This is a genomic window from Bradyrhizobium sp. 141 (assembly GCF_023074055.1).
Classification (GTDB): Bacteria; Pseudomonadota; Alphaproteobacteria; order Rhizobiales; family Xanthobacteraceae; genus Bradyrhizobium.
Genome location: NZ_JADPKR010000080.1, coordinates 103,483 through 117,209, shown reverse-complemented (window position 1 = coordinate 117,209; position 13,727 = coordinate 103,483). Strand labels below are relative to the sequence as shown.

Genomic DNA, 13,727 nt, shown 5'->3' with positions numbered 1-13,727 from the left:
CGGTTGATGTCGTTCGATTCCGAGACGATGAATTCAGCGATAAGCCGCTACATCATCGAAACAAATCATGAACGGACACTATATGTTCGATACATGTTCCGCAACTGCTTAATTTACCGTGAACAGAGACAAACTCGCGGAATGCGTGTGGCGGTGCCGCTCAAGCGGGGAGCCGCAGCACCTCGCAAGGGCTGCCGGCCTCGGCCTTCGGCGCGAACGGTGCGCGCACGAGAAGTACCTGTGCTGCAGCAAGATTCGCAAGCAGAGAGGAGTCCTGATGGCTGACAGGAACGGCCACGAGCGTGCCGTCGTCGCGCAGTTCCAGGCGCGCGCGCAGATAATCCTCGCGCTGGTCGTTGGCGCCGAGATCGCGGCCCAGCACGGCGCGCTCGCGACGATGATGAATCACTGAACGGCCCGACAGCGCGCGAATCAGCGGCACCATGAACAGGAAGGCGCACACGTAGGAGGACACGGGATTGCCGGGCAGGCCGATCACGCGCATCGCGCCGAGCCGTCCGTGCATCATCGGCTTGCCGGGCCGAATCGCGATCTTCCAGAACGCCATCGAGATGCCTTCGTCCCTGAGCGCCTGCTGGACCAGATCGTGATCGCCGACCGACGCGCCGCCGGTCGTGATCAGGATGTCGGCACCGCTCTCGCGGGCGCGGCGGATACCGGCGGAGGTCGCTGCAAGCGTATCGGCGGCAACGCCGAGGTCGATGGTCTCGGCGCCCTCGCTGCGGGCGAGCGCGTGCAGGGCGTAGCCATTGGAATAGACGATCTGGCCGTGCCCGGGCGTGGTGCCCGGCATCACCAGTTCGTCGCCGGTGGCGAGGATCGCGACCTTCGGGCGGTGGCAGACGGCGAGATGCGGGTGATTCATTCCGGCTGCGAGCGCGAGATCGCGCTCCGTCAGACGGGTGCCCTTGCGCAAGAGGACGTCACCCTCACGGAAGTCGACGCCCGCCGGGCGGATATGACGTCCGGCGATCGCGGCTTCCTTGATCGTGACGCTACTGCCGTCCGCGACGGTGTCCTCCTGGATGACGACCGCGTCCGCACCGTCGGGAATGACGCCGCCGGTGAAGATCCGTACGGCTTCGCCGGCGCCGACCGTTGCCGCGAAAGGACGGCCCGCCGCGACCTCGCCGATGACCGTCAGCTGCGAATCGATCGTTGCGGCATCGGCCGCGCGCACGGCATAGCCGTCCATCGCCGACATCGCTTCCGGCGGCTGCGTGCGCAGCGCCGCGACGTCGCGCGAGAGCACGCGATGGTAGGCCTCGTCGAGGGAAGCCATCTGTTCAGGCAGCGGCTCTGCACCCGCCAGCACCGCGGCAAGCGCGTCAGAAACCGGCATCAGGGCCACGGGCGAACTCCGCAACAAATCAGGACAGGGTCGGCATGGTTCTAGCCGAGCGGAGGGACTGACGCAAAAGGGTCCTCCAGTCGAATGAAGAGACGCACTTCCTTTCGGCGCAACCTGGCCTTATCTTTCTGTCGATGACACAATTGCTCGAGAAGGCGCTCCAAGCCGTGCGGCAGCTTCCTGCGGATAGCCAGGACGAGATCGCGCGCGCGATGTTAGCTCTGACCGGCAACGCGGGGGAGCCCGAAGAAATCGATCCCGGCCATCTTCCGGCGGTTCTTGAGGGACTTGCACAAGCGAACCTCCGGCAGTTTGCGTCTGACGCAGAGGTCGAAGCCGCGTTCCGCCGCTTCGAGCGATGAAGCTCAGATTCACGCCACGTGCGACACAAGATCTGATTGGCATTGCCGCAGCCCGCGGGGCGCGTTGCGCGTGCGCGCTGCGATCCTTGAATCGCTTCAAAATCTTGTTCGCTTTCCCCGGCTTGGGAGGCCACAGAAAGTCGAGGGCGTACGCAAGCTAGTGACGCGGCGGTACCCTTATCTGGTTTATTACCAACTGGACGAAGATGCTGGTGAAATTGTCATTCTGGCGATCCAGCATCCCGCGCAGGAACGCGAGGATTCGGACGCCTGAGGCGGCTCAGGGCCGTCGCGGCATGATCCGGAAGGCGAGACAGACCGGGATGAGGATGGCCATGGCGAGCACGAGAAGGACGAATGCCACGGCCAGCATCGGTCAACTCCCGCTCGGTCGGCCCGAGCCGTCGTCCAGTGCGACGTCGGGAGCTTTGGGACCTTGATCCTTGTCGGGCAGCGGATCGGCCTGGGATTTCAGGTCGGCGGCCTTGCTGATCAGCTTGGCGGAAAGGTCAGAATCCGAAGTGGTTCTTGCGAATTCAAGCAGGAGAGAGGCTTGCTTGGTGAGATAGGTTTTGCCCAGCACGTCATAAGTCCGATGTAGAAGTCCCAACGGACTCATGAGTCCGAAGGGTGGTATTCCGTTCCCGGAACTCTGTACAAAAATGCACAAAGGGATTGGGTTCCTCATTTTCCGCAGATTTAGTCCCGGGAACCGGCCCCGTGGTGGGTTCGCGCGCGACCGGTTGGCCTCAGATGCCCAGTGCCTTCAAGGCGTTCCCGACATCGCGCGGCGACGTGACATGCACGGCGGTCAGGCCGCGCGCCCGCGCTCCCTCGACGTTCTCGGCGAGATCGTCGAAGAACACGATGCGCTCCGCCGGCACGCCGATCGCCGCGACGACATGGTCGAAAGCCTCCGCATCCGGTTTGCGCAGGCCGATGCTGGACGACAAATACAGCCCGCGGAAATGGCCGAGCAGATCGGCATATTCCTTCGAGAAATAGTCGACATGCGGCCGGTTGGTGTTGGAGAAGGCGTAGAGCGGCATCTGCCTCGCTGCCCGCGGCAGCAGCTCGGCGATATCGGGCATCTCGCCGGCGAAGATCGCGTTCCAGCCCTCCAGGAACTGCGCGTCCGAAATGCCGATGCCGAGCGATGCACGTAGCGAGGCAAAATAATCCTCGTCGCTGATCTTGCCGACCTCGTGCAGCCGGTAGGCCTCGTCACGCACATAGCGCGCGACGATGGCCTCTGGCTGGCACCCGGCATGTCCCGCCCAGCAGGTGATCGCCTTGGAGAAGTCGATGTCGAGCACCACGCGCCCGAGATCGAACAGTAGCGCATCCGCGCTGCCGGGAGAGAGCGATGTCACCTGCGTCCTTTCACTTCGGTATCGGCAAGAGTCGGCAAGTCATTATGAACAAGTCAGTATCGGCAAGTCAGTATCGATAAGGCTCGTGGTCGAACAGCGGGAACGCGCTGAACACGCTCGGCGCGTTGGTGGCGGTCGCCGGATGCAGGCAGGATTTGTCGACGTCGGCAAACGAGGTGGCGCCCAAGAGGCCGAGGCAACGCAGCACCTCGTCTTCCAGGAGCTCCAGCATCCGTGCGATGCCGGCTTCGCCGGCCGCCGCCAGTGCCCAGCATTGCAGCCGGCCGATGCCGACGAGGTCTGCGCCCGCCGCGATCGCCTTGACGATATCGGTGCCGCGACAGACGCCGCCATCGACCATGATCTTGGCGCGGCCCTTCACGGCCTCGACAATCTCGGGCAGCACATGCATGGCACCGCGGCCATGGTCGAGCTGGCGTCCGCCATGGTTGGAGACGTAGATCCATTCGACGCCGTGATCGACCGCGATCAGGGCGTCCTCGGCGGTGGCAATGCCCTTCAGGATCAGCGGGATCTTGAACTTGTCCTTGACCATCTTCACCGTCCGCCACTCCAGGCCCTTCTGGAAGTCGCCGCCGGTGGCGCGCAGGCGGCTCTCGCGAACGTAGCGCTTGGCGATGTCACGTTCGCGACGGCTGTAATGGGCGGTGTCGACGGTCAGGCAGAAGGCGGCATAGGCGTTCTTCTCGGCGCGGCTGACGACATCGGCAACGAAGGCGTCGTCGCCGCGGACATAGAGCTGATAGAGCCGGAGCGCATCGGGGGCCATCTCGGCGGTCTTCTCCAGGCCCGGCTCGGACACCGAGCTCAGCATGTGCGCCGCGCCGAAGGTGCCGGCACCGCGCGCGACGCTGGCCGCGCCATCGGGGTCGAAGATCTCGAGCGCGCCGACGGGGGCGAGCACCACCGGCAGGCGCATCTTGCGGCCGAAGTGCTGAACCGAGCCGTCCACCTTGCGGACGTCGCGCAGCACGCGCGGGCGAAAGGCGATCTCGTCCAGCGCCATGCGGTTGCGGCGCATCGTGGTTTCGGTCTCGGCGGCGCCGACAATGTAGTCCCAGGCGTTCTGGTTGAGGTTGGCCCGCGCCTTCCGGATGAACTCATGCAGGTTCTGGAACGCCTCGTTGCTGGCGCCGAGCTCGACGTTCCGTTCCGGCCGGATGCGGGGTGCCTCGTTCATTGTTATCCTCCCGAGAATTTGAAGCCTTATGTCATCGCCTAACCCGTCCAGCCCTCCAAAACTATCCTAAAATCGCATGGCTGCGAGGCGTGACCGGCCCACCGATTCCCCTTGCGGGCGGACCAGTCCTGCAACGTTGCCAAAAGTTTAGGCCCGAACGAAGCGATTTCTGCGGAGGTACCCACCAGCGTGGCATCGCGGCCTTGAAGAAACCAGAATGGTATTGTGAGAAACGGACTGGATCGCCAATTGCATGGCGCCCCAAAGCCCCAAGCGAAAAGGTCAGACTACATGCGGAAATCCCTGCTGTTCCCTCTGGGCGCGCTCACCGGAGCGTCTCTGACCCTTCTGGTAGCCAGCCCGCACGGCGGCGTTTGGGCGGCGCGGGCGGCAGCGGGTGCGAATGATGCCTATTCCCAGCTCAACCTGTTCGGCGAAGTGTTCGAACGCGTGAAGGCGAGCTATGTCGAGAAGCCTGACAATGCCAAGCTGGTCGAGGGCGCGATCACGGGCATGGTGACCTCGCTCGATCCGCATTCGCGCTACATGAACGCGAAGGCCTGGACCGAGATGCAGGAGACCACCTCCGGCGAGTTCGGCGGCCTCGGCATTGAGGTCACGATGGAGGACGGCCTCGTCAAGGTCGTCTCGCCGATCGACGATACGCCCGCCTCGAAGGCCGGCCTGATGTCCGGCGACCTCATCAGCAAGATCGACGGCGAGGCCGTGCAGGGCATGACGCTCGAGCAGGCCGTCAACAAGATGAAGGGCCCGGTCGACACCCAGACCAAGCTCACCATCGTGCGCAAGGGCGCCGACGCCCCGCTCGATGTCGCGATCAAGCGCGAGATCATTCATGTGCGCCCGGTGCGCTTCCATGTCGAGAACGGCGACATCGGCTATATCCGCGTCACCTCGTTCAACGAGCAGACCACCGATGGCCTGAAGAAGGCGATCGCCTCGATCACCAGGGACGTATCGCAGGACAAGCTCGTCGGCTACGTGGTGGACCTGCGCAACAATCCGGGCGGACTGCTCGACCAGGCCGTGTCGGTGTCGAGCGCGTTCCTGCAACGCGGCGAGGTCGTTTCGACCCGTGGCCGCAGTCCCGAAGAGACCCAGCGCTTCACCGCGCATGGCGGCGACCTCACCAAGGGCAAGCCGCTGGTGGTGCTGGTCAATGGCGGCTCGGCCTCGGCCTCGGAGATCGTGGCCGGCGCGCTGCATGACCACAAGCGTGCCACGATCATCGGCACGCGCTCGTTCGGCAAGGGCTCGGTGCAGACGATCATTCCGCTCGGCGCCGGCAACGGTGCGCTGGCGCTGACCACGGCGCGTTATTACACGCCGTCGGGCCGCTCGATCCAGGCCCAGGGCGTTGCCCCCGACATCGAGATCCTGCAGGACGTGCCGCCCGAGCTGAAGGGCAGGATGGACACCATGGCGGAGTCGCAGATGCGCGGGCATCTGTCGGCCGGCGAGGGTGGCGAGCAGACCGGATCGCAGTCTTACGTTCCTCCGAAGGAGGAGGACGACAAGGCCCTGCATGCGGCTTACGACTTCCTGCACGGCGTCACCGCGAATGCGGTTGCGGCGAAGCGCGCGCCGAAGGCTGCGGTGCCGAACTAAGCTCTACGACTTCGAGACATCGAGATCGCCCGGGAGTGCATCGCCGCTCCCGGGCGATTTCGTTTGGGGGACTGTCGGTGATCCGTAGCCCGGATTACGCTGCGCTCCATCCGGGCTACAGCGCTACGTTCGGACCTAACCGGCCTCGCGCCGGCGGCTGCCGCTGCCTTCGCGCTGGGCGAGACGGCTGCGATGCAGCGCGAACAGCTCCAGCACCTTGTCGGCGGGCTTCGCGGCGCTGAAAAGATAGCCCTGCATCTCGGAACAGCCGAGCGCGCGGAGCAGACGCTGCTGCTACTCGGTCTCGACGCCCTCGGCTGTGGTGGTCATGCGGCGGGCGGCCGCCAGATTGACGACGGCCTGGACGATGCTGGCGGAGCCGTCGGGACCGGCGATGTCGTCGACGAAACAGCGGTCAATCTTGATCTTGTCGAACGGGAAGCGGTGCAGATAGCTCAGCGACGAGTAGCCCGTGCCGAAATCGTCGAGCGCGATGCGCACGCCGATGGCCCGGAGCTGATGCAGGATCGTAAGCGCAGTGTCGTCGTCGCGGATCAGCACCGCCTCGGTGATCTCGAGCTCCAGCCGGCTCGCCGGCAGGTTCGAAGCGGCGAGCGCCGCCATGATCTTCAGCGCCAGGGTGCCGCTCTTGAACTGCACCGGCGAGACGTTGACGGCGAGGCGGATGTCGTCGGGCCAGCTCGCCGCGTCCCGGCAGGCGGTCGCCAGCACCCATTCGCCGATCTCGTTGATCAGGCCGGTATCTTCGGCGATCGGGATGAACTCCGCCGGCGAGACCATGCCGCGCTCGGGATGGCGCCAACGCACCAGTGCCTCGCAGCCGGTGATGCGATCATCCTTCAGGCCGAGACACGGCTGGTAATGGACCTCGAGGCCGCCTTCGAGACCCCCTTGGGCGATGGCGTGGCGCAGATCGCTCTCGAGCTGCCGGCGTTCGCGGACCTTGGCGTCCATTTCCGGCTCGAAGAAACGATAGGTGCGGCGTCCGGCGGACTTGGCGGCGTACATCGCCATGTCCGCGTTCTTGAGGATCTGGTCGAGCGCGGTGCCGTGTTCAGGTGCGAGCGCAATGCCGATACTGGCATCGGTGTTGAGATGATGGCCCAGACAGTCGAACGGCGCGCGGATAGCCTCGAAGATCCGCGCGACGAGCTCGTTGACCTGATCCAGCGACGTCACCGGGCTCTGTACGATGGCGAATTCGTCACCGCCGAGCCGCGCCACGAAATCCGCCGGTCCCGCACAGCGGCGCAGGCTTGCGGCAACTGATTTCAACAGCTCGTCGCCGACGAGATGGCCGAACGCGTCGTTGACGCCCTTGAACTCGTCGATATCGATGTAATGCACCGCGATCTCTTCGCCGTTGCCGACAGCAGCGAGCTCTTCGCGCAGATGCTCGTGGAACATGGTGCGGTTGGGCAGATCGGTCAGAGCATCGTAATGGGCGAGGTGGGTAATGTGCTCTTCGATGCGGCGGCGCTCCGTGATGTCCTCATGGGTTGCCACCCAGCCGCCGTCCGCGAGCGGTTCGTTGAGGACATGGATCGAGCGGCCATCGGAAGTATCGACCACCATCGAGTTGCGCGCATGGACGTCCTTCAGCACGCGCCCGACATAATCGTCGACGTCGCCCGTGAACGAGCCGGTCACCTTGCGATGGGCGACGATGTCGTGGAAGCTGCAACCAGGCAATACGATCTCGGCCGACAAGCCGTACATTTCGAGGTAACGCTGGTTGCAGACCACCAGCCGCTGCTCGGCATCGAACAGCAAAAGGCCCTGCGTCATGTTGTTGACGGCGCGGTCGAGCCGCTGCTTTTCCAGCGTCAACCGTTCCCGCGAGCGGCGGTGCTGCTCCAGCAGCTTGCGTACGACCGCGATCAGCACGCCTGCGATGGCGAGCGCGGACGAGGCGGCGACCGAGATCAGGATGCCGATCTGCTCGCGCCAGTCCGTCAGTGCAGCCGAGCGCGTCGTGGTGGCCATCATCAGGATCGGGAAGTGGGGCAGCGCGCGCGAGGAGATCAGCCGGTCGTCGCCGTCGACCGGGCTTACGAAACGGCCGGTGAATTGATCGAGGCCGAAAACCCTCTGCTGCGCGAATGAGCCGTTCTTGAAATTCCGCCCCATCAATTCGCTGGAATGCGGATACCGAGCGAGCAGCGTACCGTCGCGATGCAGCATCGAGATCGTCGCGTCTTCGCCGAGCGCGACGGAGGCGAAGAACTTCTCGAAACTGGCGGGCTCAATCCCGCGTCCGACGACACCCAGGAACTCGCCGCTTGGCCCGACGATCTTGCGCACGATCAGAACGGTCCAGGCGCCGGAGATGCGACTGTGCAGGGGCTCGATCAGGACGTCCGGTGAATAGGGATCGTATTTGAAGGTGCGAAAATAGCCGCGATCGGCGACGTTCACTTTCGGAGCCGGCCATGCCGCCGAGGAGTTGATCAGATCGCCGTCGGCATCGATGATGTTGACGCCGCCGATGTAGGGCAGCGCCTCGATCTTCGAGCGCAGCATCCCGTGGACGTCCTGGCCCGAGAGGCGTTTGCGATAGTCCTCAGCATTATTGATTCCGGTCGTGCGGACGTGGTCGACGAAATCCTTCTGGATGACCGCGAAATCCTGCAATTGCTGGTCGAAATGGTGGGCGAGCAGCAGCACCGTGTTGTCCAGCTCGCGGCTGGAGTTGCGCAGCGCCCGCTCGCGGAAATTCTGCGCCATCAACACCGAGCCTATGGCAATTGCTGCGATCAGCAGCGTGCCGCCCACCACCAGCCAGCGGATCGGTCCGCTGCGCACGAAGGCCTGGTCAAAGAGGCGATTGCCGAATCTCGTCATCATGCTGGATCATTGCGGTGCACACGTCAGGGTCAATTCTTGGCCCCGCAAACATCCGTTGGTTTACGGAAACGGTGTGGAGGCGAAGTTAGGAAGCGCGGTTAATGCGATGTGAACGGCCGCGCGCAAAAGCAATCGATGTGCAGGGCGCAAGACCGTGCAGGAATTGCCGCAAGCTCCCGCGATGCCGGTCAATTCCTGCCGGCCGTGCCGTGATCAACCAAGGCTTAACCATCTAACATGTTGGCAGTCCTAGAAAACGCATTGGCACGCGATTTGCGAACTCATCTGCCAACGACACAGAGAGGGACACGATCATGACGAACATTCTGAAGAGCTTCATCGCCGACGAGCGTGGTGCGACCGCGATCGAATACGGCCTGATCGCCGCCGGCATCGCGCTTGCGATCATCACGGTCGTGAACGGCATGGGCAGCAGGCTCAGCACGAAATTCGCATCGATCAGCACGTCGCTGAAGTAACGATCACGCGCGATAGTGGCCGGACTTGCCACCGAGCTTCTCGACCAGATGGATGCCTTCGATGCGCACGCCGCGCTCGACCGCTTTGATCATGTCGTAGATGGTGAGGCAGGCGACCGACACGGCCGTGAGGGCCTCCATCTCGACGCCGGTCGGGCCCGTCACCTTCACGCTGGCGCGAACGAGGCAGCCCGGCAATTTCACGTCGGGCTCGATGTCGAGCGTTACCTTCGACAGCGCGAGCGGATGGCAGAGCGGGATCAGCTCCGAGGTGCGTTTGGCGGCCATGATGCCGGCGATGCGGGCTGTGCCGAGCACGTCACCCTTCTTGGCATTGCCTGATACGATCAGGTCGAGCGTCGCCTTGGTCATGACGACGCGGCCTTCCGCGACTGCAAGCCGCTCGGTCGCCGGCTTGTCAGACACGTCCACCATCCGCGCCTCGCCCGAGGCGCCGATATGAGTGAGGGCGGGGCCGGCCTTGGTCGGCTTGGTCTTCGCGGGCTTGGTCTTGAAAGGCTTGCGCGCCATGTCAGCGCGTGCCCGTCGCGCGGGCCGTGGTCTCGCGCGCGAGCAGGGTGCGCGTCGCCGCGGTGACGTCGGCCTGCCGCATCAGGCTTTCGCCGACCAGGAAGGTCGACATGCCGACGCGCTCGAGCCGGGCGAGATCGGCGGGCGTGAAGATGCCGCTCTCGCCGACCATCAGCCGCCCCTCGGGGATCAGCGGCGCCAGCGTTTCGCTGGTCGCGAGCGTGGTCTCGAAGGTGCGAAGATTGCGGTTGTTGACCCCGATCATCGGCGAATGAAGTTTCAGCGCGCGGTCGAGCTCGGCGCGGTCGTGAATCTCGATCAGCACGTCCATGCCATAGGCGAGGGCGGCATCTTCGAGGTCATTTGCGGTGGCATCGTCTAGCGCCGCCATGATGATCAGGATGCAGTCGGCGCCGTGCGCACGGGCCTCGACCACCTGATAGGTGTCGAACATGAAATCCTTGCGCAGCACGGGGAGTGACGTCGCCGCGCGCGCTGCCACCATGAAGTCGAGATGGCCCTGGAAAGAGGGCGTGTCTGTCAGCACCGACAGACAGGCCGCGCCGCCGGCTTCATAGGCCTTGGCAAGCTGGGGCGGGTCGAAATCGGCACGGATCAACCCCTTCGACGGCGAGGCCTTCTTGACCTCGGCAATCAGCGCGTAATCGCCATTGGTGTGCTTGGCCTTGATCGCACGCACGAAGCCGCGCGGCGCACCTTGCGCCTTGGCCTTCGCCTCGACGGCCGAGAGCGGCTGCGCGCGCTTGGCCGCGGCGATCTCCTCGCGCTTGTAGGTTTCGATCTTGGTCAGGATATCCGACATGGGGGCGCTCAGCCGTTCGAGACCGCGATCAGGTGCTTCAGCCGCGCGTTTGCCGCGCCGCTATCAATCGACTTCGTGCCGATTGCGACGCCCTCCTTGAGGTCCTTGGCGCGGCCGGCCACGACCAGCGCGGCGGCGGCGTTCATCAGGGCGACGTCGCGGTAGGGGCTCGGCTTGCCGTCGAGCACACTTTGCAGTGCGACCGCATTGGCGTCGGCGTCACCGCCCTTGAGTGCGCCGGCCTCGCAGCGCGGCAGGCCGGCGTCCTCCGGCGTCACCTCGAAATTCCGGATCTCGCCATTGTGGAGCGCGGAGACGAAGGTCGGGCCGGTGAGGGTGATCTCGTCGAGGCCGTCGGAGCCGTGCACGACCCAGGCGGATTGGGAGCCGAGGTTCTTCAGCACCTGCGCCAGCGGCTGCACCCATTGCCGCGAGAATACGCCGACCATCTGGCGCTTGACGCCGGCAGGGTTGGACAGGGGCCCGAGCAGGTTGAAGATCGTGCGTGTCGCAAGCTCGACCCGGGTCGGACCGACGTTCTTCATGGCGGGATGGTGGGCGGGGGCGAACATGAAGCCGATGCCGCATTCGCGCACGCAGTGTCCGACCTGCTCCGGCCTGAGGTCGATCTTCACCCCGAGCGAGGCCAGCACGTCGGCCGCGCCCGAGCGCGACGACAGCGCGCGGTTGCCGTGTTTGGCCACCGGCAGGCCGGCGCCCGAGACGATGAAGGAGGCGCAGGTCGAGACGTTGACCGAGCCGGAGCCGTCGCCGCCGGTGCCGACGATATCGACGGCGTCAGGCGGCGCCGTCACGGTCAGCATCTTGGAACGCATCGCCGTAACCGCGCCGGTGATCTCGTCCACGGTCTCGCCGCGCACCCGCAGCGCCATCAACAAGCCACCCATCTGCGAGGGTGTGGCCTCGCCGGACATCATGGCGTCGAAGGCGGAAGCGGCTTCGTCACGCGACAGGCTGGCACCGGTCGCCACTTTTCCAATGATCGATTTCAGGTCGTCCATCGCGTGCTTTCAACTCACTGGTTCGCGCCGGTCACCTGCGCGAAGGCGGCCTGATTAATGGTGGTCCCGATGTCGGTTTCAAGCCTGTTGACGTAGGAAGCGACTTGCTCCTCGGTCTGGGCGCGGTCGAGGCTCTCCTTCAACTTCTTGAACGCGTCGGAGGCTGCGTCGACGGCGGGATCGACGATGTCGGTGACGCGGAAGACGACCACTTCGCTGCCGCCGCTGACAGCCGTCTGTCCGACGCCGTCCTTGGCGGTCCGGAAGGCGGCCGACACCACGGCTGCGGGCACGCCGGCGGGAGAATCGTCGCGCTTGAAGCCGGTCGCGGTCTCGACCTTGGCGCCGATCGCTGCCGCTTCATCAGCGAGCTTGCCGCCCGCTTCGAGCTTCTGCACCATCTCGGTCGCCTTGGCCTTGAGCTTGGCCGCGATCTGGTCCTGGCGCCAGCGCGCCTCGACCTGGTCGCGGACCTCGTCGAGATTGCGATCGCGCGAGGGCGTGATGGCGAGCACGTCGTACCAGACATAGCCGCCCTTGAACGAGATCGAGTCGTTGTCGACGCCGACATCGGTGTTGAAGGCCTGTGACACCACGTCGAGGCCTTGCGGAATGTTGGCGACCGCCTGGCCGTTCGGGGCGCGGCCGGAGCGGTCGACGGCGTCGATGGTCACGGCCGTGAGGCCGAGCTTCTGCGCCGCGTCGATCACGCTGGAGCCGCCGCCACGCTCGTCTTCCATCTTGTCGCGGAGATCGGCGACCTTGACGCGCGCGCGCTCGGTGGCGATCTCGCGTTTGATGTCGCCGGCAAGGCTGGCGTAGTCCGCCTCTTTGCCCGGCTCGATCTTGTCGACCCTGACGATCGCGACGCCAAGCCCGCCCTGGATCGGCTGGCTGATCTCGCCGGCGGGAAGCGCGAAGGCGGCATCGCCGACTGCGGCAGCGAGCGAAGACTTGGTCACGAGCCCGAGGTCGACGTCGGAGGCGCTCAGCCCGCGCTCCTTGCCGAGGTCCTCGAACGACATTCCGCCGACGAGGCGCTCGCGTGCGGCCTGCGCGTCGGCGACGTTCGGAAACACGAGTTGCTGGATCTGGCGCTTCTCCGGCGTGCCGAGCCGGTCCTTGCGCTGCTCGAACATTTTCTTGGCGTCCTCGTCCGACACCTCGGTCCACTTGCCGATCTCCTCCGGCGAGACCACGACGAAGGCCAGCTTGCGATATTCGGGCGCGCGGAACTGGACCTTGTGATCCTCGAAATAGGCGGCGAGCGTCTCGGGCGAGGGCGCATCGATGGTGCCTGCCTGGGCGGCGTCGAGCTTGACGAACTCGATGGCGCGCTGCTCGTTCTGAAAGCGTGTCAGCACGTCGAGCATGGTCTTCGGCGGTTCGAGGCCGGCGCCGATCGCGCCGGTGATCTGCCGGCGCAGCGACACCTTGCGCTGTTCGGCGACGTAGCGCTGCTCGGTATAGCCGAAATTGCGGATCACGGCCTGGAAGCGGTTCGCATCGAAATTGCCGCCGACGCCCTTGAAGTTGGGATCGTTCATGATGAGCTGGCGGATCTGCTCGTCGGACTGCCCGAGCCCGAGCCGGCGCGCCTCCTCGTCGAGGGCGGCTTCCGCGATCGTCTGCTGCAGCACCTGGCGGTCGAGGCCGAAGGCACGCGCCTGATCGGGCGTCAGCGGACGGCCGAACTGGCGGCTGATCTGTTGCAGGCGGTCTGTGTAGATCTGGCGGAACTCGTTCAGCGAAATCTCGGTGCTGCCGATCTTGGCCACCGTGGACTGTCCGAAGCCTTTGAAGATGTCGGCGATGCCCCAAACGCCGAAACTGACGATCAACACGCCCATCACCACGGCCATAATGGTCTTGCCGAGCCAGTTTGATGAGGCCTTGCGCATTCCTCGAAGCATTTGGTCCAACTTGTTTGAGCAGGAGGGGAACGGGAGCGCGTCTTAATGCAGATTCAGCAAAAGCGCCTCACCAAATTGATCAATCATCATAAAGTGGTGGCTTTCCCCCCGCAACCTCAGGCCAATCGACGGCTCGAGGCTGCGGTTAAAGGCC

General features: G+C 64.8%; 12 protein-coding genes and 1 pseudogene. 4 read left to right on the top strand and 9 right to left on the bottom strand.

The genetic code is table 11. The features are described 5' to 3' along the window. Window positions 1–160 precede the first annotated feature (160 nt). On the bottom strand, window positions 161–1,372 hold the full coding sequence (glp, locus tag IVA81_RS21395) for a gephyrin-like molybdotransferase Glp (RefSeq protein WP_247321592.1): 1,212 nt from the start codon (window positions 1,370–1,372) through the stop codon (window positions 161–163). 134 nt (window positions 1,373–1,506) lie between these two features. Here glp and IVA81_RS21390 point away from each other — a divergent pair, with 134 nt between their 5' ends. After that, complete coding sequence (locus IVA81_RS21390; RefSeq protein ID WP_247321590.1) at window positions 1,507–1,734, top strand: hypothetical protein; 228 nt, start codon at window positions 1,507–1,509, stop codon at window positions 1,732–1,734. A 70-nt stretch (window positions 1,735–1,804) separates the two neighbouring features. Next, window positions 1,805–2,008 (top strand): type II toxin-antitoxin system RelE/ParE family toxin, encoded by a 204-nt coding sequence (locus tag IVA81_RS21385; protein ID WP_247321588.1) that lies wholly within the window; start codon window positions 1,805–1,807, stop codon window positions 2,006–2,008. A 102-nt stretch (window positions 2,009–2,110) separates the two neighbouring features. On the opposite strand, the gene IVA81_RS21380 is transcribed toward IVA81_RS21385, so the two are convergent. The 3 genes from IVA81_RS21380 to IVA81_RS21370 all read right to left on the bottom strand — a co-directional run bounded on the left by IVA81_RS21380 (window position 2,111) and on the right by IVA81_RS21370 (window position 4,308). Further along, window positions 2,111–2,317, bottom strand: coding sequence for a hypothetical protein (locus IVA81_RS21380; protein WP_246929868.1), 207 nt, complete (start codon window positions 2,315–2,317; stop codon window positions 2,111–2,113). Window positions 2,318–2,483: 166 nt separating this feature from the next. Continuing rightward, window positions 2,484–3,107 carry an HAD family phosphatase gene (locus IVA81_RS21375; protein ID WP_247321586.1) on the bottom strand — a complete coding sequence of 208 codons (624 nt, stop codon included), beginning with the start codon at window positions 3,105–3,107 and terminating at the stop codon, window positions 2,484–2,486. Between the two features lie 67 nt (window positions 3,108–3,174). Next, window positions 3,175–4,308, bottom strand: coding sequence for an alpha-hydroxy acid oxidase (locus tag IVA81_RS21370; protein WP_247321584.1), 1,134 nt, complete (start codon window positions 4,306–4,308; stop codon window positions 3,175–3,177). A gap of 291 nt (window positions 4,309–4,599) precedes the next feature. Here IVA81_RS21370 and IVA81_RS21365 point away from each other — a divergent pair, with 291 nt between their 5' ends. Beyond that, complete coding sequence (locus IVA81_RS21365) at window positions 4,600–5,937, top strand: S41 family peptidase (protein ID WP_247321583.1); 1,338 nt, start codon at window positions 4,600–4,602, stop codon at window positions 5,935–5,937. Between the two features lie 135 nt (window positions 5,938–6,072). Here IVA81_RS21365 and IVA81_RS21360 read toward each other — a convergent pair. After that, window positions 6,073–8,805 (bottom strand): annotated as a pseudogene (locus IVA81_RS21360) (EAL domain-containing protein). Between the two features lie 314 nt (window positions 8,806–9,119). Between IVA81_RS21360 and IVA81_RS21355 the strand changes: the two are divergent. Continuing rightward, window positions 9,120–9,284, top strand: coding sequence for a Flp family type IVb pilin (locus IVA81_RS21355; protein ID WP_247321581.1), 165 nt, complete (start codon window positions 9,120–9,122; stop codon window positions 9,282–9,284). A gap of 3 nt (window positions 9,285–9,287) precedes the next feature. Here the strand turns inward: IVA81_RS21355 and moaC are convergent, their stop codons facing one another. From moaC to IVA81_RS21335, 4 genes are read right to left on the bottom strand one after another with little or no spacing between them, the layout of a single operon-like run. After that, window positions 9,288–9,815: a cyclic pyranopterin monophosphate synthase MoaC gene (gene moaC / locus IVA81_RS21350; RefSeq protein WP_247321579.1), complete on the bottom strand. Its 528-nt coding sequence runs from the start codon at window positions 9,813–9,815 to the stop codon at window positions 9,288–9,290. 1 nt (window position 9,816) lies between these two features. Continuing rightward, complete coding sequence (gene trpC / locus IVA81_RS21345; RefSeq protein WP_247321578.1) at window positions 9,817–10,638, bottom strand: indole-3-glycerol phosphate synthase TrpC; 822 nt, start codon at window positions 10,636–10,638, stop codon at window positions 9,817–9,819. A gap of 8 nt (window positions 10,639–10,646) precedes the next feature. Further along, window positions 10,647–11,660 (bottom strand): anthranilate phosphoribosyltransferase, encoded by a 1,014-nt coding sequence (gene trpD / locus IVA81_RS21340; RefSeq protein ID WP_247321576.1) that lies wholly within the window; start codon window positions 11,658–11,660, stop codon window positions 10,647–10,649. 14 nt (window positions 11,661–11,674) lie between these two features. Continuing rightward, complete coding sequence (locus IVA81_RS21335; protein ID WP_247321573.1) at window positions 11,675–13,573, bottom strand: SurA N-terminal domain-containing protein; 1,899 nt, start codon at window positions 13,571–13,573, stop codon at window positions 11,675–11,677. Window positions 13,574–13,727: the final 154 nt, after the last annotated feature.

Bases quoted from the DNA above. Each gene is read 5' to 3' on its own strand.
- IVA81_RS21370 (WP_247321584.1), bottom strand. From the start codon at position 4,308: ATGAACGAGGCACCCCGCATCCGGCCGGAACGGAACGTCGAGCTCGGC.
- moaC (WP_247321579.1), bottom strand. From the start codon at position 9,815: ATGGCGCGCAAGCCTTTCAAGACCAAGCCCGCGAAGACCAAGCCGACC.
- IVA81_RS21355 (WP_247321581.1), top strand. From the start codon at position 9,120: ATGACGAACATTCTGAAGAGCTTCATCGCCGACGAGCGTGGTGCGACC.
- IVA81_RS21335 (WP_247321573.1), bottom strand. From the start codon at position 13,573: ATGCTTCGAGGAATGCGCAAGGCCTCATCAAACTGGCTCGGCAAGACC.
- IVA81_RS21365 (WP_247321583.1), top strand. From the start codon at position 4,600: ATGCGGAAATCCCTGCTGTTCCCTCTGGGCGCGCTCACCGGAGCGTCT.
- trpC (WP_247321578.1), bottom strand. From the start codon at position 10,638: ATGTCGGATATCCTGACCAAGATCGAAACCTACAAGCGCGAGGAGATC.
- IVA81_RS21390 (WP_247321590.1), top strand. From the start codon at position 1,507: ATGACACAATTGCTCGAGAAGGCGCTCCAAGCCGTGCGGCAGCTTCCT.
- trpD (WP_247321576.1), bottom strand. From the start codon at position 11,660: ATGGACGACCTGAAATCGATCATTGGAAAAGTGGCGACCGGTGCCAGC.